This is a genomic window from Lacrimispora sp. YZC11 (genome assembly GCF_057543815.1).
Window position 1 is genome coordinate 146,203 of sequence record NZ_BAAJYQ010000006.1, and the last position, 17,578, is coordinate 163,780.

The window sequence follows — 17,578 nt, forward strand, 5'->3', positions numbered from 1 at the left end:
TCTTTCAACCTTAACCTTTGTATATCTTATCGGCAAGTCCTGCTGTTTTATAAGCATTTTAATATAATTTGTTAAATAATTGGATATTTCTGGTTTTTTTATTTATTTTTTGCAATTAAAGTCCTGATAAGGGAACATTTAATTCCTCCGTACCCTTTAATACAAATCTGCCGTCATCAATAATCAGAACCCGTTCTCCCAAAGCCGTAACCGCTTCTATCTTATCCAGTTCTGCATAAGGTATGGTTATATCCGTATGGCAACTGAAATAGGCCTTTGATACATCTTCTTTCCTAAGGACGGAAACTTCATTATCTCTGGCAATGATCTCCTTACCATTGGGGTTGTAAACAGGACTTTCCTCCGCCCAGCTGTAACAGGTGTCACCCACCGCAAAATGGGGGCCCATCTTTTCCACAATGAGGATAGGCAGTTTATCGAGAATTCCGAACTTACGGGCCATAGCATAAGCCGTAGTATTGGTACCAATGGCAAATTCTCCCATGGGAAGGGTGTCGTGATTCTTTAAGATCACCTGTTTCACAAGGGCCTTTCCTTCTTCCGGATTCTCAAAATTGCTGCAGGAATAATCCTTTATCATACCATTTTCAAAGGTCATGACAAGGTCTTTAAACTGGAAGTCCGTAATATACACCGTACTGACTGCCAAAGTTCCTTCCGTTCCCATAAGCCTTGGGGACGTGAACACTTCTCCAAGGGGAATATTCACATCAGCCACACAGTTTTCAAATTTTGTTTCCTTATTCTTGTCTGCCAGCGGGTGAAGAGCCACTTTAAGGTGGGTCCTGTTATTTCCTTTTCCAGTTACCTCCACGTAATCTGCCTCATCCAGAACATCGATAACCGCCTGCTGGATTGCCTTATATTTCTCATAATCAAGGGTGTTGATGGCAATGGTCTCTTCAAAGATCTTCTCAAAATCCTCCCCGATTTCCGGTACCGGGAAAGCAATGATGGTAAAGCTGGTCTCATCTCCAGGCACGTATTGATTGAGAATTCTTGAGGTTTCATTCGACATTTCCGCTGATAGCTTTTCCTGTCTGGCATCCAGACGGTTGGCTTCCGGCTTATTCACCGGCTCAAAGCCTTCTTTTCCAAAGGTTTCAAGCACCGCAGGACCGGCAAAGGCTGCCGCCTGCTCTTTGTAGGTTTCATAAGCGACCTTTAAAACTGCTGCTTTCCGATCTTTAAACGCCTTATTTAAATAAAGGGCATCGTCGTAACGGTGATCATAATCATACTGCCTGTTTGGAGAGGTGCTGTAGTAACCGGACTTCCGGCCAGCATTGGTATTGACTGTCCATACAGCTGCACGGCAAAGGATCACCTTTAGGCCCAGTTTTTCAAAATTCTCCATGGCATACTTTACCATGCGCTCAAAGCCCAGCTCATAGCGGATCTGTACCGCTCCCTTTTTCTTTAAATCCCTTCCCATTACCTCAAAGCCTTTGCGGTATCCTTCCGTGTAGGTATCCGCCATAAGGCGTACCGTTTCTTCTGGCAGGGAATTTAAGAATCCAGCGGTTTTTAATTCTGATTCGGAAATGTATTCACCAAAGTAATACAAATACTTAAGATCCCCTAAATCATTCTCCCGGATGATATCCGCTGCAAAGGAAAGCGTCGGATCAAGCCCTTCCCGGACCCGGAAGGTAACCGTATGATCCGTATAATCGCTGACAAACCAGTAGATTACTTCCTTTATTTGAGAAACCTCTGGGATTTCCTCCTCAAACCTGTTGTAAATCTCAATAAGCGTTTCATTTAAAATAGTAAGATCCGTAAGCCTCCACTCATGAACAAAGACAATGTCACCCCGGATCTCTTTATACAGATACGAAAGAAGCTGGCCATAGCCCTCTCCCAGCTTTGATACCGCATACGCCGGGTTCGCATAGCTCTCCTCATAATGGCCGGGTAAAATATCCTGGTAAAGCTTCTGGTTCCATTCCTTTAAAACATCTACAGGAGCCGTTTTCTGGTCTCCGGACTCAATGAACCGTAGATACTCCCCCATCATGGTGACAAAGGACGCTGTCCTGGCGAAATAATCCCGGTATGGTTCCGGCACGGTTTGTTCCGCTGCCATCTGGCCGATCCGCTCCATAGACAGTTCAAAGCGCTCCTTAATATTCTCATTTTCCTGCTGAAACATTACTTGATTATCCATAATCCTTACCCCTTTACTCCTATAATGATAAGAACTGCCCAAAGAATGATAAGGCCCAAACTGATCCCCATTCCTATTTTGGACAGTATGTATTTTTTTTCCCTTTCAAAGAAAGAAAGGACACCATAAACCAGTGAAAAAATTGAAATCAGCAGGCTGCAGAAGCAGACAGCTGCAACATTAAGCTGTGCCTGACCTTCAGCCATTACAGAGCTGATAATTCCAATGATTCCAAGTACAAGTGCCCCGACCGCAAGTCCCAGGGATAGAAAGCTTCTCTTTGCAAAGGGCTTTCTAATGTAGGACACTCTTTTCTGCTTTTGCACTCCTTTTCCTCCTTATCCTTACTCTTATGTGCTGAACGATTTTATACAGGATGTATCCAAGGATACCTCCCAGCGTATTCAGTATCATGTCATCCACATCAAAGCTGCCTACTTTGAAAACAAGCTGGATGGTCTCGATGCTTAAGCTGAACAGAAAGCTTAACAGCACCGTATTAAACCAGTGGCGGCTCCTGCGGCTGATGATCGGAAGAAAGAAACCACAGGGCATAAAGCCCACAATGTTTCCCACAATATTCAGCAGAAAGGATTCCAGTCCGACCACATGGCGGTAAATAATAAAACGCCGTATTTCCTTAAACGGGGTTAAGTTGTATGCATATTCCTGCTGAATATGGCTCCCCCTTCCAAAATAATCGGAAAAAAATAAAAAGTATGTCAAAAAGATCAGGTAAACGATAAAGATCACCCAACCCATTTTCTGCCGTTTTGTCGCATTTCTAATCATAACAGCTCCATCTATATGCGGAAAAAGAGAGATGCTGCTTAAAAGCCACACCCTTCCATCAGCATCCTCTCTTATTATATCAGTTAAAATGTAATTTCAGATTTTCTTTTTAGCAAAAAAGCTCCGTTTATAATTGATATGGTTCCGGCGGCAATACCGATAACGGTCACTACAATTCCAACACCAATGCTTAAAGCTCCTATATTTCTCATAGTTTTATAAACTCTTTCCATACCAAACTCTCCTTTCCACTTCTCCGCCCGCGCTCTTTGGGCATAAAGGTATACCCGCAGGGTGTTTCCTCTCTCTGCCCATGCTCTTTGGGCATAAAGGTATACCCGTAGGGTGTTGGGCATAAAGTTATCCCTGGAAGGGATTATTTTATGCCATAGACTTCGTAATAAGCGTCAATGGCCTCTTTTATACCATCATCAATAATAACTTTTCCATTATACTCCCTGTTATGCAGATATTCAATGACTTCTGCCATGGATACAATGGCTGCCGCTTTAAATCCATACTTCTCCTGGATTTCATCCAAAGCTCCCTTGTCCCCTTTTCCCTTTTCCATGCGGTTTAAGGAAACCATAAGGCCTAAAATCTCCACATTTCCCTGGGCCTTAATAATGGGGAAGGTCTCTTCAATGGATTTTCCGGAGGTCGTTACATCCTCAATGATCACCACCCGGTCTCCATCCTTTATGGGGCTTCCAAGGAGAATTCCTGCGTCGCCGCCGTGATCCTTCTCCTCTTTTCTGTTTGAACAGTACTTGATTTCCTTTCCGTACAACTCATGAAAAGCGATGGCAGTTGTTACGCTCAAAGGGATTCCCTTATAAGCAGGCCCAAACAGAACATCAAAATCATCCCCGAAATTATCGTGGATGGCCTTTGCATAGTATTCTCCCAGCTTTTTAAGCTGCGCTCCTGTCACATAGGAGCCTGCATTCATAAAAAATGGGGACTTTCTTCCGCTTTTCAGTGTGAAGTCGCCAAATTTAAGGACACTGCTGTCTACCATAAATTCAATAAATTCCTGCTTATACTGTTCCATCTTTTTATCCTCTCTATTCAAAATAGTACGTGTTACCGTACCGCTCCTACCAGTTCCCTGATATCTTCTACATGATATTTCTTCATATAATCCTCTATGCCCCTGACTACCTCTTCCGCTGCATAAGGATTCCGGAAATTGGCCGTACCCACGGAAACAGCCGTGGCTCCTGCAAGAATGAATTCTATGGCATCCTCGGCATTCATGATTCCGCCCATGCCGATAATAGGAAGCTTCACCGTATTGGCAGCCTGATATACCATGCGCACCGCAATAGGCTTAATGGCCGGGCCTGATAAGCCTCCCGTTTTATTGGCAACAGCAAAGGAGCGGCGGTTAATATCGATTTTCATACCGGTTAAGGTGTTAATTAGAGAGAGCACATCTGCTCCTCCGGCCTCAGCGGCCCTTGCCATTACCCCAATGTCCGTCACGTTGGGACTCAGCTTCATGATGACCGGCTGCTTTGCATATTTTTTAACTTCCCTTGTTATGGCCTCTACCGCTTTGGGATCCTGCCCAAAGGCGATTCCTCCCTCTTTTACATTAGGACAGGAAATGTTGATCTCCAGCATATCCACCGGCTCATCCGCCAGCCGCTCCACAACTTCAATATAATCTTCTGTGGTCTTTCCGCATACATTGACAATGATTTTCGTATCGTACTTCTTTAAAAATGGAATGTCTCTCTTAATAAAAACTTCCATTCCCGGATTCTGAAGGCCGATGGCATTGATCATACCTCCGTAGGTTTCTGCGATTCTGGGTGTAGGATTACCTGGCCAAGGCACATTGGCCACACCTTTCGTAACCACAGCGCCCAAATGATTTAAATCAATCATCTCGCTGTATTCCTCACCGGAACCAAAGGTGCCGGAAGCAGTCATAACCGGATTCTTAAGCTCCACTCCGGCCAGATTCACTTTCGTATTCATCTAAAATTCTACCTCCTCAGCCTTAAATACCGGACCATCCTTGCAGATACGCTTATTGTGAACCATGGAATGCTCGTCCACTGACTTACTTTTGCATACACAGGCAAGACAGGCTCCTATGCCGCAAGCCATCTTTTCTTCCAGGGAAAGATAACACTCCATTTCATTTTCAAAGGCATAGGCCTTAAGAGCCTTCAGCATGGGGGTGGGGCCGCAGGCAAAAATCACATCGCCTTTTAAGCCGTGTTCCCGGATGGCATCTAACACATTGCCCTTGGTCCCAGAGCTCCCGTCCTCCGTGGCGACATAAGTATCCCCATACGGGTGAAATTCTTCATTTAAAAACAGGGAATCCCGGTATCCAAGCACCACCTGCTTCTCACAAGGCAAATGCTTTGCCAGCTCCAGCATGGGAGGAATTCCGATTCCCCCGCCAATCAAAAATGCCTTTTTCTCTTTTCCGCCGGCTTCAAGAGGAAATCCATTGCCCAAAGGTCCCAAGACTTCAACGGAATCTCCTTCTTTGTAATGGGAGAATTCTTCCGTTCCTCCTCCTACTACCCTGTACACCAGCCTTAAAAGCCCCTTGTCCTTATCTGTCTCGCAAATGCTGATGGGTCGGGGCAAGAGCTTTGCCCCATCCTTTGTATATAGGTCAACAAACTGTCCCGGCTCTGCCTGGGCAGTGATTTCCTTTGTCTTAATCCACATGCTGTATACATCGTCTCCAAGCCGTGTCTGGCTGGCAACCACTGCAATTTCCTTTACCTTTGCCATGCGATCCCCCTATAATACCCTGTTGATATCGGAAACCATGTCAATAACCGCCTGTCTGGAGGCTTCACCAAAATGCTCTCCGCCAAACCGGGCGTAGCTTTCAGATTTATAGGCTGCAATAATTCCCCTGGAGGAGTTTACAATGGCTCCCAGGCCGTCCTCGTTAAAACAAGCCTTTAAATCCTCTGCCGTACCTCCCTGGGCACCGTATCCTGGTACCAGGAAATAGGTGTTTGGCATCAGCTTTCGGAGAATCCTGCTCATCTCAGGATAGGTAGCCCCCACAACAGCTCCCACATTGCTGTAAGCGCCATCCATGCAGTCTGCTCCCCATTCAACGACCTTATCTGCAACCAGTTCATACAGCGGCCTTCCGTCAATCAGCTGATCCTGGAATTCACCGCTGGAAGGATTGGAGGTTTTCACCAGAACGAAAAGACCCTTGTCTTCTTTCTTGCATACATCCACAAAGGGCTTCACGCCATCGGTCCCCAAATATGGATTGACCGTAAGGAAATCTGTACCGAAAGCAGAAAAGCTTTTGTTTCCAACCTTCACCTGACCGATGTGTGCCGTAGCATAAGCGGCTGATGTGGAACCAATATCTCCTCTCTTAGCATCTCCAATGACGAAAAGCCCCTTTTCCTGGCAATAATTCACAGTCTTTGTATACGCTTTCAGGCCTTCGATGCCAAACTGTTCGTACATGGCAATCTGAGGCTTAACGGATGGGATTAGATCATATACATGATCAATGATTTCTTTATTGAACTGCCAAATAGCTTCCGCAGCACCTTCTAAGGATTCACCGAATTCTTCAAATGCCTTCTTCGTAACCTGCTCTGGTATATAGTTTAACATGGGGTCCAAACCTACGCAGATTGGGGCCTTTGTTTTTTGAATTTTGTCTATTAACTGCCTGATCATAGCTTCCTCCTTGGATCTCTTCGCCCTTATTTTTCTCTATTCTTACCAATTCTATCATAAGAAAGAACTGGCTTCAAGCCTTTTGCCAAACTGATCGAAAAAATCCTGGTCCCTGTCATAGGGAGTAAGATAAAACTGCTTTAAAACATACATGCTGACCTTATTTGCCAATGCCTGATCCCCATCTTCTTCCATTCTTTGCTCCAGCCGTTTTAAGAAGAAATGCCAGTCAAACACGAATTTTTCATGCCGCTTTACGTCAGGGGTATCAATCCATTTGCGCACCTTGACCTTTGACCTGTTTTCTCTCCTGCACTCATGCACCTGGAGAAAATACTGAAACCCCTTTTCATCATAGATCCGCCCCAATGGGAACAAACGGCAGATTCCAGGGCGGAAGCTATGGATCCCGCATCGTCCTTCCTGGTTTAAAAAGCCGCACTTTTCCCCTTCTCCTCCCATTTTTAAGTTGGGAAGCACGATTCCATCCACCACATTTAGTTCCAGCTTATCTGCCAGCAGCTCCTCCAGAGTACAATGGAGATTTTCCGTCAGCCGGAAACAGTCGAGGGGGTCCAGGATAACCGACTGCCCCATCCCCTGGCAGCAGGCAAAACAGCCCTTGCAATCACCGCAGTCCGCCTTTACCATATCGTTTAAGCCATATATTTTTCCATCTGAGATCTCTTTCCAATCGATTTCCCGTTTCATGAATAATCTTCCTCAACTTTCTTTTTAACAAACATGGTTATTCTACCATTTCCGGCCAATACATTCAATGGCAGATTCATTTCTTTATTAAAATCAGCACTGTTCTATATGAAGTCATAAATCCAGGGTTTCACAAATTTTTCACAAATCAATTAGCACTCACCTCTTGACAGTGCTGATAGTGTGTGTTATATTACATGTATAACAAATAGCAATGCACCGGAAAGCCGGTGACAAATATATTACCAAAAAAGGAGGAACTCTTCATGTTATTAACCAGAAGAAATAACTTATTTGATGAATTTTTCAATGATCCGTTTTTTTCGGATGCATATCAAAGCAAACAGGCCCTGATGAAAACCGACATCGAAGACAGCGGAAACGACTATGTCATTGAAATCGAGCTTCCAGGTTATAAAAAAGAGGAAGTGCGTGCCGAATTAAAAGAAGGTTATCTGACCATTTACGCGGAAACTGTTTCCGAAAATGAAGAGAAGGACCAGAAAAATTTTATCCGCAGGGAGCGTTACAGCGGTTCTGTGAAAAGAAGCTTTTATGTAGGTTCCGGCTTAAAACAGGAAGATGTCAAGGCTTCCTTTGAAAACGGCATCCTGAAGCTGGTTGTTCCAAAAGAATCTCCAAAGCAGATCGAAGAGAATCACTATATCACCATTGAGTAAAATAATCCGGAATAGGCAAAAAGGGAAGGCCCCCATTCAGGGCCTTCCCTTTCTATCTGTACCAGTCGAACGATCTTATCAGCATTTATACTCTTTTAAAAATGCAGTAGTTACATATGCCCCGCTTTTATAAGACTTTTTCTCCATGGCTTCCTCTGCTTCCAGCTTTACATTCATCCACATTTCTTCCGCAGCAATGGTCAAGTGAGCAAGCATGATCCCTGTACCGATCTCCCGCATGGACACAAGAGAAGATGACGGCAGGAATTCCCTGCAGGAAAACACATAGATTCTGTCATGATAGACGATAAAACGCCAGGGCTGGGTATTCATGGCCGACGGAGCGAGGCGGACAGCTTTTAATATATTCTTTAAGGATTCTCCTGCTTCTTCCTTAAACACGCATAATTCCTTTAAAGGAAGCCGCTTCGCCGTTGCAGGGTCACGGTAAAGCAGGGTTTTGGGATAGCCAAAGGCAACGACGATCACCTGCTTTAACCCTGCCGACCCAGACTCCGGAACCTTGGTACTCCCCAGATAACAGGTTCCAAGCCCTTTTCCTGTCATATATAAAAGAACATGCTCCAGTACATATCCCGCGTTTGCCAGATATCCCTCCTTCTCCTCGGAGTAAAAAACCAGATAATAAGGCGCCTCCACCTTCCACAGCCCTTTAGCAGGCACATGGTCTTCCATATTTTCACTTATTTCCAGCTTAATCTGAATATCCCCGTGCAGTCTTGGAATGTTAACCCCAAAATAAAGAATGTCCTTTAACAGCTGCTCCGGGACTTCTTCCTTTTTAAATTTCCTGATCGATCTTCTTTTAAATATCATCTGATACAGATTCATACCTGCTCCCCTCTCCTCTATCCAACAACCGGACTTAAATAAGCCGGCTCATTTCTTCCAAAAGCCCGGCAAACACCTGGAGTGCATCCTTCACCGGCTCAGCAGTCCCCATGTCTACGCCGCAAAGCTTTAATAAGTCTATGGGAGTCATGGAATTTCCGCCGCTTAAAAATTCATAATATCCCTTGACCGCTTTCTCATCTCCCTTAAGAATCCTGCTGCTGATGGCGATGGCAGCCGAAAACCCTGTGGCATACTGGTATACGTAAAACGGTGTATAAAAATGCGGGATTCTGGACCATTCATAATCAATTTCCTGATCAACCACCATATCAGGGCCAAAGTACTCCTCATTCAGCCGGTGATATATCCTGCAAAGGACCTCCGCAGTGAGCACCTCTCCTTCCCCTGCCCGGCGATGGGTTTCTGCTTCAAACTCCGCAAACATGGCCTGCCGGTAAAGAGTCCCACGGAAACTGTCCATAAAATGATTAACAAGGTATGCCCGTTCCTTTTTATCTGACGTGGTTTCCAATAAATGACGGATAAGCAGTGCCTCATTGCAGGTAGAAGCCACCTCCGCCACAAAAATCTTATATCCTGCGTCAATATAGGTCTGGTTTTTATCGGAAAACCAACTATGGAGTGCATGCCCCATCTCATGGGCCAGAGTGAAAACACTGTCAAGGGTTCCGTTAAAGTTTAACAGCACATAGGGATGGATCCCGTAAACTCCCCAGGAATAGGCACCGCTCCGCTTTCCTTCATTTTCATACACATCAATCCACCGGTTGCTGAAGCCTTCTCTTAAAAGAGACAAATATTCCTCTCCCAGCGGCTTTAAGCCCTCCAGCACCATGGCCTTTGCTTCCTCAAAGGTGATTTTTCGCTCTTCCCTTGAAACCATGGGTACATATAGGTCATACATATGCAGTTCATCTACCCCAAGGGCCTTCTTTCTGATGGAGACATATCCATGGAGACTGGGCAGACCCTCATGAACTGCTTTTATGAGATTATCATACACTTCCTCCGGAATCTCATTCTCCCCAAGAGAATGGGCTCTGGCAGAGGAATAATTTCTTGCTTTGGCGTAAAAAGCTGCCTGTTTCACATTGGAAGAAAAAGTTGCAGCCAGGGTATTGCCAAACTGTCCATAGACGCTGTACAAAGCCTCAAACGCAGACATTCTCACCCTTCTGTCCTGCTTTTCCATAAGGGCAACATAATTTCCATGGGTTATCTTAACAGGCTGATTCTTTTCATCCATTATTTCAGGAAATTTTACATCCGCATTGTTAAACATATTGAAGATCTCAGAAGGGGCGGATGTTGCCTCCAAGGATTTTGCCAGCAGGGCTTCCATAGGGGCTGATAGCGTATGGGCCTTCTTCTTTAAAATAATTTCAAAGGTTCTTTCATAACGCTTAAGCTCCGGTGTGTTCTTCCGGTACCGGCCAAGGGTTTCCCCCGGTATTTCCAGGATTTCCGGTATCAAAAATGATGACAGCCCGGCCGCTTCATAGGAAAGGGACCTTGCCCTTGAGGAAAATTCCTGATATCTGGCATTGCCCGTATTTTCATCGGATTTCTGCTTTCCGTATACGAATAATGTTTCTATTTTCAGGGATATTTCCTCATCAAACTTCAGACAGGAAAAAAGCACCTCGCCAGAATCCGCCAGATGTCCTTCATATCTTTTATAACCTGAAAGCGAGCGTTCTGTTTCACGGAACAGATCCTCCCATGCACTCTCAGACGGTAGTATGTCCGCAAGGTTCCAGGTATCGCAAACCGGTATTTCTTCTCTCTTTTTCAAATAAATCCCTCCCACTCCTTCACTTGTGTTTATTCTATCACCCATATTTCAAAGAGACAATCAGCAATATGGAAAATATTTTATTGAATTTTGACATTTTTTTATTGTTTTTATTATCGGAAGCAAATAACGCTTCCGATAATCGGATGGACGGGCTAAAGGCAGCCCTTTTATCTTCACTTGCGTTGCAAGTTCAGATCAACTATACTATACGAAAACGAACCAGGAGTCCAGCCATGATTATGATACGAACGAAAAACCCTAGTAAAACGCAAATCAGTGACTTACACCGACTGCAGGAAGCCTGCAGAAAACATGACCATATTTCTCTCACCTTTCCTATGGATGAGGGCTGTATCTTTTACTTATTATACGACGAAGACAGCCTCTTATCCGCCCTTTCCACTTTTTTTAATGAAAACGGGGACTATGAATGCTGCGCTTATACCCTTCCGTCAAACAGGCAGCAGGGATATTTCATGATGCTTTTAGAAGAGCTGATGAAGGAAACGGACGACAGTGACCTGGTCTTTCCTGTGGAGGAAACCTGTGAGGATACTGTCCAAACCCTTAATGCCTTAGAAGCCTCCCTTTGGTATCAGGAGCATATGATGGAGCTTTCCTCTTCCGCCTTTTTGAAAACCGGTTTGGTAAAAAACAACCTTTTTTCTGCGTCTCTTACGTTCTCCATGGTTACTGATGACAAAGAAGGACCTTCCTTATGTACCTTTCTGACAAAGGACAGCCCTGTGGGTTCCTGCTATCTGGATTTCCGGGGACAGTCGGCCTATTTATATGGGTTTGAAATCGCAGAAAGCTTACGGAACCAGGGGCTTGGGAACGCCTGCCTTTACCTGCTTTTGGAAACCTGTTTTACCAGGCCCGGCTCTGAAAAACTCAAAAAGATTTCTCTTCAGGTGTCCGGCCAAAATCTCCCTGCCATGGCCTTGTATAGAAAAGCAGGCTTTCAAATTACAGAAAGCCTGTCCTATTATATATATTGAACATTATTTTATTTCCCGGACCATGCAGTACTGTTTTAGATGAAAATGCTTTTCCACAATACTGAAAACCTTGAAATCGAAATGTTCATAAAACTGCACATTGCTTTTATTATGTGTTTCCAGGGAAATCATGAGCTTATTTTTGTCTGCGTAGTCAATGGCTTCCCTTAACAGGAGTGAGGATATCCCATGGTGCTGCATGGCAGGCCGCACAGCCAGATAAATAATATGCAGCCGTTTCTCCTGGTTAAGGCGGTCCGTCCAGCTGGAATTTAAATAATCCCTTCCCTGGAGAAAATTCCAGAATGTTTTTAAAGTAGGGTCTTCCTTGATCAGATAACCGTCCGTTTTTAAAAGGGCGGCTGCTTCTGCCAGATAGTAATGAAAGGCATTATAAGGCTGGGATTCATCATCCACCACAAGGATCCCGTTAATTTCCGGGCTGTCGGCATATATTTCACAGGTTTCTAAAAATTCCTCCATATCGCATTCAAATAATTCCGGGAGCAGACGGCTCCTGGTCTTCCCGTCAGGGATCAGCCTGCAATAAAGCGGATCTCCGGCAAAGCATTCTGTCAGCAGTTCCTTTAATTTCTCCACATCTTCTTTTTTTACCCGGTACAATCGGTCGCTATCCATAATCTCAAACCTCTTCCATTTCCTTTAAACTTCGTACCATTTTCCGTGGCGTGCATCCATTTCTCTTTTTCTTTTGCTTGATTCGTTGCTTGTAATTCCCCCTCCAATATTATATAATATAATATATAAAAGTTGTACAGCACTTTACTACAGAAAGGGCGGCAAAAAGAGTATGATTGACATCAAAAAATTTATTGATCTAAATGCTTTGCAGAAAATCCAGGATCAATTTTCCGACTCCACCGGCCTGGCAGCCATTGCGGTAGACGCAGAAGGCAATTACATAACAAAGGCAAGTAATTTTTCAGATTTTTGCATGAAATACACCAGAGGGAGCCAGGAAGGCCTCCGTCGGTGCCAAAAATGCGATGCGGAAGGCAGCGGATCCTATTTCTGCCATGCAGGCCTTATGGACTTTTCCACCGACATCATCATAAACGGCGAAAAAGTGGGCGCCATCCTGGGAGGACAGGTGCTCCCGAAAGAACCTGAGGAAGAAAAATTCCGAAGCATCGCAAAGGAGATCGGCGTGAGCGAAAGCTCCTACGTGGAAGCACTGAAAAAGATTCCGGTCCGGTCCGAACAGATGATCCGGGCTTCCGCCCAAATGTTGGGAAACATCGTAAACCAATTGGTCAATCTTGAGTATATGAGGGCTATCACGCAAAAAAGAAACGACGTTCTTGATTCTGAAATAGGAAACATACAAAGATCCTTAAGCGAGGTGACAGATCGGACCCGTGATCTCCAAAAGGTTGCCTCCATGGAAAGCATCCTCTCCATCAACGCCTCCATCGAAGCCGCCAGAGCGGGAGAAGCAGGGGTAGGCTTTGCCGTAGTGGCCAGAGAGTTTGGAGACATATCAAAAAGCTCCGGATCTGTCTATCAAAGGATCCATGAGCTTGTTGGAGAGATCGGAAATTCCGTAAGGAACTTAACGGAAATCGACTAAGATATAAAAAGTGAGGAAAGCCTGCTATAAAGCTTTTCCTCACTTTTTCATTTTGTATATAAACATTATTCATCCCAGTTATGATAAGTGGCCTGGACGTCATCTTCTACATCAAGAAGATCCATAAGCCGGTTCATCTTCTTAATGGAATCTTCATCCGTCAGTTCCACCCATGTCTGAGGAATCATGGTAACGCTCGCTTCCACCATAGGAATGCCTGCAGCTTCCAATGCTTCACGCACTCCGCTGAATTCCTCCGGTCCGGTAATTACCTCAAAGCTGTCCTCTTCCTCAGAGAAATCTTCTGCTCCTGCTTCAAGAGAAATCATCATCAGCTCATCAGGATCCATATCACATTCTTCTTTATCAATGATGATCTGGCCTTTTTTATCAAACATAAAGGATACACAGCCGGGAGTTCCTACATTGCCGCCGCCTTTGGTAAATGCATTTCTTACGTTTGCTGCAGTCCGGTTCTTATTATCTGTCAGTGTATCTACGATGATTGCAACCCCATTTGGGCCGTATCCTTCGTATGTAATGGTTTCATAATTGACAGAACCTGCATCGCCGGCTGCTTTTTTAATTCCGCGGTCAATGGTATCGTTGGGCATATTACTGGTCTTCGCCTTTGCGATAATATCACGGAGCTTACTATTGTTTGCAGGGTCAGGTCCGCCTTCTTTCACCGCTACCGCCAATTCTCTTCCAATGATAGTGAAAACCTTGCCTTTTGCAGCATCGTTTTTCTCTTTTTTGTGTTTAATATTCGCGAACTTTGAATGTCCTGACATTGTTCCAACACTCCTTTTCTTTCTCTACTTCGTCCTTATAATCTCTAAAAAGTCAACATCTTTTCCATTTTAGCACTAATTTTTTCATCTTGCAAGAAAAATAACGCACAGCCGCCGATTCCCCATTAATCCGGGTACAAATGACAGCTGTGCCGTTTTACATTTTTTCCTCTGAGGATTCCATGCGGATCTCCAATTTTCTAAACTCCGGGTCTTCCTCCTGCTTCTCTTCCGGTTCCTCTTTCCGAACCCGGATCGTGTGAATGATCTTATTTTCCACACGAAGAATTTTGAAACAATATCCCAGAATGGATACCTCCGTCTCTTCCCCTTCCTGGGGAATCCGGTCCAGCCTGGAAATCAACAAGCCGTTTATGGTATCATAGGAGTCATAATCCTCCTCATCAAACTCAATGTTCAAGGCTCTTTCCACTTCTTCCAGAGGAGTCATGCCATTGATTACATAGGAACCGTCGTCTGAGGGGACAATGTATTCTTCATCTACATCATATTCGTCCATGATATTGCCCACGATCTCTTCCAGAATATCTTCCATTGTCACGATACCCGCCGTCTGCCCATACTCATCCACAACGATTACCATATGGATCTTTCTGGTCTGCATTTCCTTAAATAAGGTATCGATATTCCTGGTTTCCGGAATGAAATGAGCCTCTCTGAGAAGCCCTTCGATCTCCCACAACTGGCGGGACGCATTCCTTTTATTTTCCACAGCAATAAGAGCATCCTTCATATGAAGGACCCCGATAATATCATCTACATCCTTTTTATAAATCGGATAACGGGAATTAAATCCCTCTTTCAGTATAAAATTCACAGCCTCCCGAAGAGTGATGTCGCCATCCAAAGCGACAAGATTCTTCCGGTGGGTCATAATATCCCCGGCTTCCTTATCATTCAGTTCGAAGATGTTTGTAATCATCTCCGCTTCTCTGGCCTCTAAAACGCCCTGTTCATGGCCTTCGTTCACCATGGACATGATGTCCTCTTCTGTAACGTTCTCATTATCTGATGCCATATCGATTCCCAGCAGCTTTAAGACAAAGTGAGCCACCACATTTGCCAGCCAGGTAAAGGGGATAACAGGTATCATAATGATGGATACTGCAGACAGCATCCGATACCCCCATCTTTCAGGGTTTTCCGCTGCACAGCGTTTTGGAATAATGATTCCAAAGCTGATCAAAAGTACGACCAGTACAACAGAAACCAGCAACAGGCTGATAAGGGATATCCACTTGCTGGGATAAGCCCCACCTCTTGTCAGGACAGTCCCAAGCCTTGCTCCAAGCTGCTCCAAAACAAAAGCCCCGGTTACCATACCGATTAAATTTGTGGTGATCTGGATAGTATTTACAAACCTGGTCGGCCTGTTTACAATATGTAACAGCTTCGCGGCCTTTTTACTACCCTCTTCCATCTGATGCTCCAGTTCGCCTGTATTCACGTTTTGGATAGCTGATCCAAATCCATAGAATATTGCGTCCAACACGATAAAAGCAATAAAAATAATCACGCTTATAAGCGGATTGCCATCGTCCATTCTAAAAATCTACTCCTTTTGTCCATTATCATTCGTATTTTTTCATGTAACTATTTAGAAATATACCATTTTCTCAGTAATCCGTCAAGGAAGTTCGATTCTGGTGAACTATGTATCCAGTTCCAGGCTCACCCTTAATGCACAGTCCACTTCCTGCTGCAGCTCGTCATCGATATGGCAGATCTTTTCCTTCAGCCTCTGCTTATCAATGGTACGAAGCTGTTCTAATAGGATTACTGAATCCTTGATCATATCGCATTTTTTGGTATCCAGCTCCACATGGGTGGGAAGCTTTGCCTTATTCATTCTTGATGTAATTGCCGCACAGATTACAGTAGGGCTGTGCTTATTGCCTATGTCGTTCTGTATAATAAGAACCGGACGGATCCCGCCCTGCTCAGAACCGACCACCGGTCTTAGATCGGCATAATAAATGTCTCCACGTCTGATTATCACACTCTCACACTCCGTCAATTATTTAGGAAGTCCGATTCGCTTAAAGGCTCACCGAACGGCTTATTTGCCAAATTCAGGCGGTACAACCCTTTCCTTCATTCGTCAAATTATGCCTAAGTCTAGTATTGACCTTCTTTGACTCGAGTATTCACTTAAGTTTTTCCGCCGCATACCTTATCATATGTTTTGGACATGGAGTATGTTATCAGCCCTTGCAAAACCCTTCGTAACAATCATTGAAATAATCTTTCGTGCCAATGACCCGGCCGTTTTCCAGATAGACACGTGGGACCCGTTTGCCTATGTCGCAGACGATCTCATAATGGAAGCCGCCCCCGGCCCCGGCAAGTTCTTCTACCGTAATCTCTTCTTTTCCCTGCCTGCCGATCAGAACTACCTCATCCTCTTCTTCTGCGGCCTTTATTCCGGTCACATCCACCATAAACTGGTCCATGCACACACGCCCTAATATCCTGGCACGCTGTCCCCTTATAAGCACTTCCCCCTTCCCGGAAAGATTCCTTGGATAGCCGTCGCCATATCCTACGGGAATCGTGGCGATAGTCATCTCCCGGTCAGCGGTATAAGTTCCTCCGTAGCTTACAGAAGTTCCAGGCTCAATTTTTTTCACATAGGAAATAAAGCTTTTCAATTCCATGGCAGGTTTAAGTCTTACCGTGTCCCTGTCAACCTCTCCTGACGGATAAATGCCGTAAATGGATATTCCGGCCCGTACCGCATGAAAATTGGCCCGCTGTAAATCCAGGATTCCGGCACTGTTTGAGCAGTGAAGGACAGGGATGGTGATCCCCCGGTCAGAAAGCATGGTTACGAACCTCTGGTACTTTTCTATCTGTTTATCACTGGCTGCCTTGTCCTTTTCATCCGCCTTTGCAAAATGAGTGAACATCCCTTCCACTTCAATACCAGGCAGGCCGCAAATTTTCGCCGCTTCCTCTGCCGCTTCCTCTGTGACCGGATATCCGATCCTGCTCATGCCCGTATCCAGCACTAAGTGCACCACTGCCTTTTTCCCCGCCTTTTCGGCCAGAGCAGATAGGCGTTCCGCCCGTTTAAGCTGAAATATCGAGGAACTGATCCCATATTCCACCAGAAGACTGTATCCATCATAGGGCACGACACCCAGGACCAGGATGGGCTTTCTGATTCCGTGTTTTCTTAAAATCACGCCTTCTTCTACGGTGGCCACCGCATATCCCCACACATAGGAATCTATGGCCCAGGCAACCGGAACCGCTCCGTGGCCGTATCCGTCAGATTTCACAACGCCGATCATCTTGGTCCCTTCCTTCAGATTCGCCTTCATGGCCTCCATGTTGTGCCGGATGGCATCTAAATCTATTGTTTCATAAACCCTGCTGTATAATTTCATCATTCTGTCACCTCGTTTATTTTTGCAGGCAATGAGCC

Annotated in this window: 19 protein-coding genes; 3 read left to right on the forward strand and 16 right to left on the reverse strand. The window is 44.9% G+C overall.

The window, feature by feature from the left end; translation table 11 throughout:
- Positions 1–115: 115 nt before the first annotated feature.
- The 9 genes from AC27IJ_RS06920 to AC27IJ_RS06960 form a co-directional block, all read right to left on the reverse strand.
- A complete protein-coding gene (locus AC27IJ_RS06920; RefSeq protein ID WP_312443216.1) occupies positions 116–2,191 on the reverse strand; it encodes an aminopeptidase in 2,076 nt (691 codons plus the stop codon).
- Positions 2,192–2,196: 5 nt separating this feature from the next.
- Positions 2,197–2,517 (reverse strand): calcium:proton exchanger, encoded by a 321-nt coding sequence (locus tag AC27IJ_RS06925; protein WP_312443215.1) that lies wholly within the window; start codon positions 2,515–2,517, stop codon positions 2,197–2,199.
- The gene (locus AC27IJ_RS06930; RefSeq protein ID WP_312443214.1) at positions 2,486–2,983 is read right to left on the reverse strand and encodes a VanZ family protein; all 498 of its coding nucleotides are present in this window, start codon (positions 2,981–2,983) and stop codon (positions 2,486–2,488) included. Before AC27IJ_RS06930 ends, AC27IJ_RS06925 begins: the two co-directional genes overlap by 32 nt.
- Positions 2,984–3,066: 83 nt before the next feature.
- On the reverse strand, positions 3,067–3,216 hold the full coding sequence (locus AC27IJ_RS06935) for a hypothetical protein (RefSeq protein ID WP_025232499.1): 150 nt from the start codon (positions 3,214–3,216) through the stop codon (positions 3,067–3,069).
- Between the two features lie 143 nt (positions 3,217–3,359).
- The gene (gene pyrE / locus AC27IJ_RS06940; RefSeq protein ID WP_312443213.1) at positions 3,360–4,037 is read right to left on the reverse strand and encodes an orotate phosphoribosyltransferase; all 678 of its coding nucleotides are present in this window, start codon (positions 4,035–4,037) and stop codon (positions 3,360–3,362) included.
- Positions 4,038–4,069: 32 nt separating this feature from the next.
- Positions 4,070–4,972, reverse strand: coding sequence for a dihydroorotate dehydrogenase (locus AC27IJ_RS06945; protein ID WP_487148153.1), 903 nt, complete (start codon positions 4,970–4,972; stop codon positions 4,070–4,072).
- Positions 4,973–5,749, reverse strand: coding sequence for a dihydroorotate dehydrogenase electron transfer subunit (locus AC27IJ_RS06950; protein ID WP_313258993.1), 777 nt, complete (start codon positions 5,747–5,749; stop codon positions 4,973–4,975). It abuts the gene before it with no gap.
- Between the two features lie 9 nt (positions 5,750–5,758).
- On the reverse strand, positions 5,759–6,676 hold the full coding sequence (pyrF, locus tag AC27IJ_RS06955) for an orotidine-5'-phosphate decarboxylase (protein ID WP_312443208.1): 918 nt from the start codon (positions 6,674–6,676) through the stop codon (positions 5,759–5,761).
- 54 nt (positions 6,677–6,730) lie between these two features.
- Complete coding sequence (locus tag AC27IJ_RS06960) at positions 6,731–7,387, reverse strand: YkgJ family cysteine cluster protein (protein WP_487148156.1); 657 nt, start codon at positions 7,385–7,387, stop codon at positions 6,731–6,733.
- 266 nt (positions 7,388–7,653) lie between these two features.
- Between AC27IJ_RS06960 and AC27IJ_RS06965 the strand changes: the two genes are divergently transcribed.
- Positions 7,654–8,067, forward strand: a complete 414-nt coding sequence (locus AC27IJ_RS06965; RefSeq protein ID WP_487148158.1) for an Hsp20/alpha crystallin family protein — start codon at positions 7,654–7,656, stop codon at positions 8,065–8,067.
- A gap of 78 nt (positions 8,068–8,145) precedes the next feature.
- Here the strand turns inward: AC27IJ_RS06965 and AC27IJ_RS06970 are convergent, their stop codons facing one another.
- Together AC27IJ_RS06970 and pepF are read right to left on the reverse strand one after the other, a co-directional pair.
- On the reverse strand, positions 8,146–8,919 hold the full coding sequence (locus AC27IJ_RS06970) for a nitroreductase family protein (RefSeq protein WP_312443205.1): 774 nt from the start codon (positions 8,917–8,919) through the stop codon (positions 8,146–8,148).
- Between the two features lie 34 nt (positions 8,920–8,953).
- Positions 8,954–10,738 carry an oligoendopeptidase F gene (pepF, locus tag AC27IJ_RS06975; RefSeq protein ID WP_312501193.1) on the reverse strand — a complete coding sequence of 595 codons (1,785 nt, stop codon included), beginning with the start codon at positions 10,736–10,738 and terminating at the stop codon, positions 8,954–8,956.
- A gap of 236 nt (positions 10,739–10,974) precedes the next feature.
- Between pepF and AC27IJ_RS06980 the strand changes: the two genes are divergently transcribed.
- Positions 10,975–11,742 carry a GNAT family N-acetyltransferase gene (locus tag AC27IJ_RS06980; protein WP_313258988.1) on the forward strand — a complete coding sequence of 256 codons (768 nt, stop codon included), beginning with the start codon at positions 10,975–10,977 and terminating at the stop codon, positions 11,740–11,742.
- 3 nt (positions 11,743–11,745) lie between these two features.
- Here AC27IJ_RS06980 and AC27IJ_RS06985 read toward each other — a convergent pair whose 3' ends face one another.
- Positions 11,746–12,381, reverse strand: a complete 636-nt coding sequence (locus AC27IJ_RS06985) for a GNAT family N-acetyltransferase (RefSeq protein WP_312443202.1) — start codon at positions 12,379–12,381, stop codon at positions 11,746–11,748.
- Between the two features lie 172 nt (positions 12,382–12,553).
- Between AC27IJ_RS06985 and AC27IJ_RS06990 the strand changes: the two genes are divergently transcribed.
- Positions 12,554–13,333 (forward strand): PocR ligand-binding domain-containing protein, encoded by a 780-nt coding sequence (locus AC27IJ_RS06990; RefSeq protein ID WP_312443201.1) that lies wholly within the window; start codon positions 12,554–12,556, stop codon positions 13,331–13,333.
- Positions 13,334–13,398: 65 nt separating this feature from the next.
- On the opposite strand, the gene AC27IJ_RS06995 is transcribed toward AC27IJ_RS06990, so the two are convergent.
- From AC27IJ_RS06995 to alr, 4 genes are all read right to left on the reverse strand, one after another.
- Positions 13,399–14,127 carry a YebC/PmpR family DNA-binding transcriptional regulator gene (locus tag AC27IJ_RS06995; RefSeq protein WP_312443200.1) on the reverse strand — a complete coding sequence of 243 codons (729 nt, stop codon included), beginning with the start codon at positions 14,125–14,127 and terminating at the stop codon, positions 13,399–13,401.
- A 157-nt stretch (positions 14,128–14,284) separates the two neighbouring features.
- Positions 14,285–15,691 carry a hemolysin family protein gene (locus AC27IJ_RS07000; protein WP_487148162.1) on the reverse strand — a complete coding sequence of 469 codons (1,407 nt, stop codon included), beginning with the start codon at positions 15,689–15,691 and terminating at the stop codon, positions 14,285–14,287.
- A 108-nt stretch (positions 15,692–15,799) separates the two neighbouring features.
- The gene (locus tag AC27IJ_RS07005) at positions 15,800–16,147 is read right to left on the reverse strand and encodes a type II toxin-antitoxin system PemK/MazF family toxin (protein ID WP_013272276.1); all 348 of its coding nucleotides are present in this window, start codon (positions 16,145–16,147) and stop codon (positions 15,800–15,802) included.
- 205 nt (positions 16,148–16,352) lie between these two features.
- Positions 16,353–17,540, reverse strand: a complete 1,188-nt coding sequence (alr, locus tag AC27IJ_RS07010) for an alanine racemase (RefSeq protein WP_312501484.1) — start codon at positions 17,538–17,540, stop codon at positions 16,353–16,355.
- Between the last annotated feature and the right edge of the window lie 38 nt (positions 17,541–17,578).

What these genes read in the sequence shown, in the direction of transcription:
- AC27IJ_RS06920 (WP_312443216.1), bottom strand. Translation starts at nt 2,191, where the DNA reads ATGGATAATCAAGTAATGTTTCAGCAGGAAAATGAGAATATTAAGGAG.
- AC27IJ_RS06930 (WP_312443214.1), bottom strand. Translation starts at nt 2,983, where the DNA reads ATGATTAGAAATGCGACAAAACGGCAGAAAATGGGTTGGGTGATCTTT.
- AC27IJ_RS06935 (WP_025232499.1), bottom strand. Translation starts at nt 3,216, where the DNA reads ATGGAAAGAGTTTATAAAACTATGAGAAATATAGGAGCTTTAAGCATT.
- pyrE (WP_312443213.1), bottom strand. Translation starts at nt 4,037, where the DNA reads ATGGAACAGTATAAGCAGGAATTTATTGAATTTATGGTAGACAGCAGT.
- AC27IJ_RS06945 (WP_487148153.1), bottom strand. Translation starts at nt 4,972, where the DNA reads ATGAATACGAAAGTGAATCTGGCCGGAGTGGAGCTTAAGAATCCGGTT.
- AC27IJ_RS06950 (WP_313258993.1), bottom strand. Translation starts at nt 5,749, where the DNA reads ATGGCAAAGGTAAAGGAAATTGCAGTGGTTGCCAGCCAGACACGGCTT.
- pyrF (WP_312443208.1), bottom strand. Translation starts at nt 6,676, where the DNA reads ATGATCAGGCAGTTAATAGACAAAATTCAAAAAACAAAGGCCCCAATC.
- AC27IJ_RS06960 (WP_487148156.1), bottom strand. Translation starts at nt 7,387, where the DNA reads ATGAAACGGGAAATCGATTGGAAAGAGATCTCAGATGGAAAAATATAT.
- AC27IJ_RS06965 (WP_487148158.1), top strand. Translation starts at nt 7,654, where the DNA reads ATGTTATTAACCAGAAGAAATAACTTATTTGATGAATTTTTCAATGAT.
- AC27IJ_RS06970 (WP_312443205.1), bottom strand. Translation starts at nt 8,919, where the DNA reads ATGAATCTGTATCAGATGATATTTAAAAGAAGATCGATCAGGAAATTT.
- AC27IJ_RS06980 (WP_313258988.1), top strand. Translation starts at nt 10,975, where the DNA reads ATGATTATGATACGAACGAAAAACCCTAGTAAAACGCAAATCAGTGAC.
- AC27IJ_RS06985 (WP_312443202.1), bottom strand. Translation starts at nt 12,381, where the DNA reads ATGGATAGCGACCGATTGTACCGGGTAAAAAAAGAAGATGTGGAGAAA.
- AC27IJ_RS06990 (WP_312443201.1), top strand. Translation starts at nt 12,554, where the DNA reads ATGATTGACATCAAAAAATTTATTGATCTAAATGCTTTGCAGAAAATC.
- AC27IJ_RS06995 (WP_312443200.1), bottom strand. Translation starts at nt 14,127, where the DNA reads ATGTCAGGACATTCAAAGTTCGCGAATATTAAACACAAAAAAGAGAAA.
- AC27IJ_RS07000 (WP_487148162.1), bottom strand. Translation starts at nt 15,691, where the DNA reads ATGGACGATGGCAATCCGCTTATAAGCGTGATTATTTTTATTGCTTTT.
- alr (WP_312501484.1), bottom strand. Translation starts at nt 17,540, where the DNA reads ATGAAATTATACAGCAGGGTTTATGAAACAATAGATTTAGATGCCATC.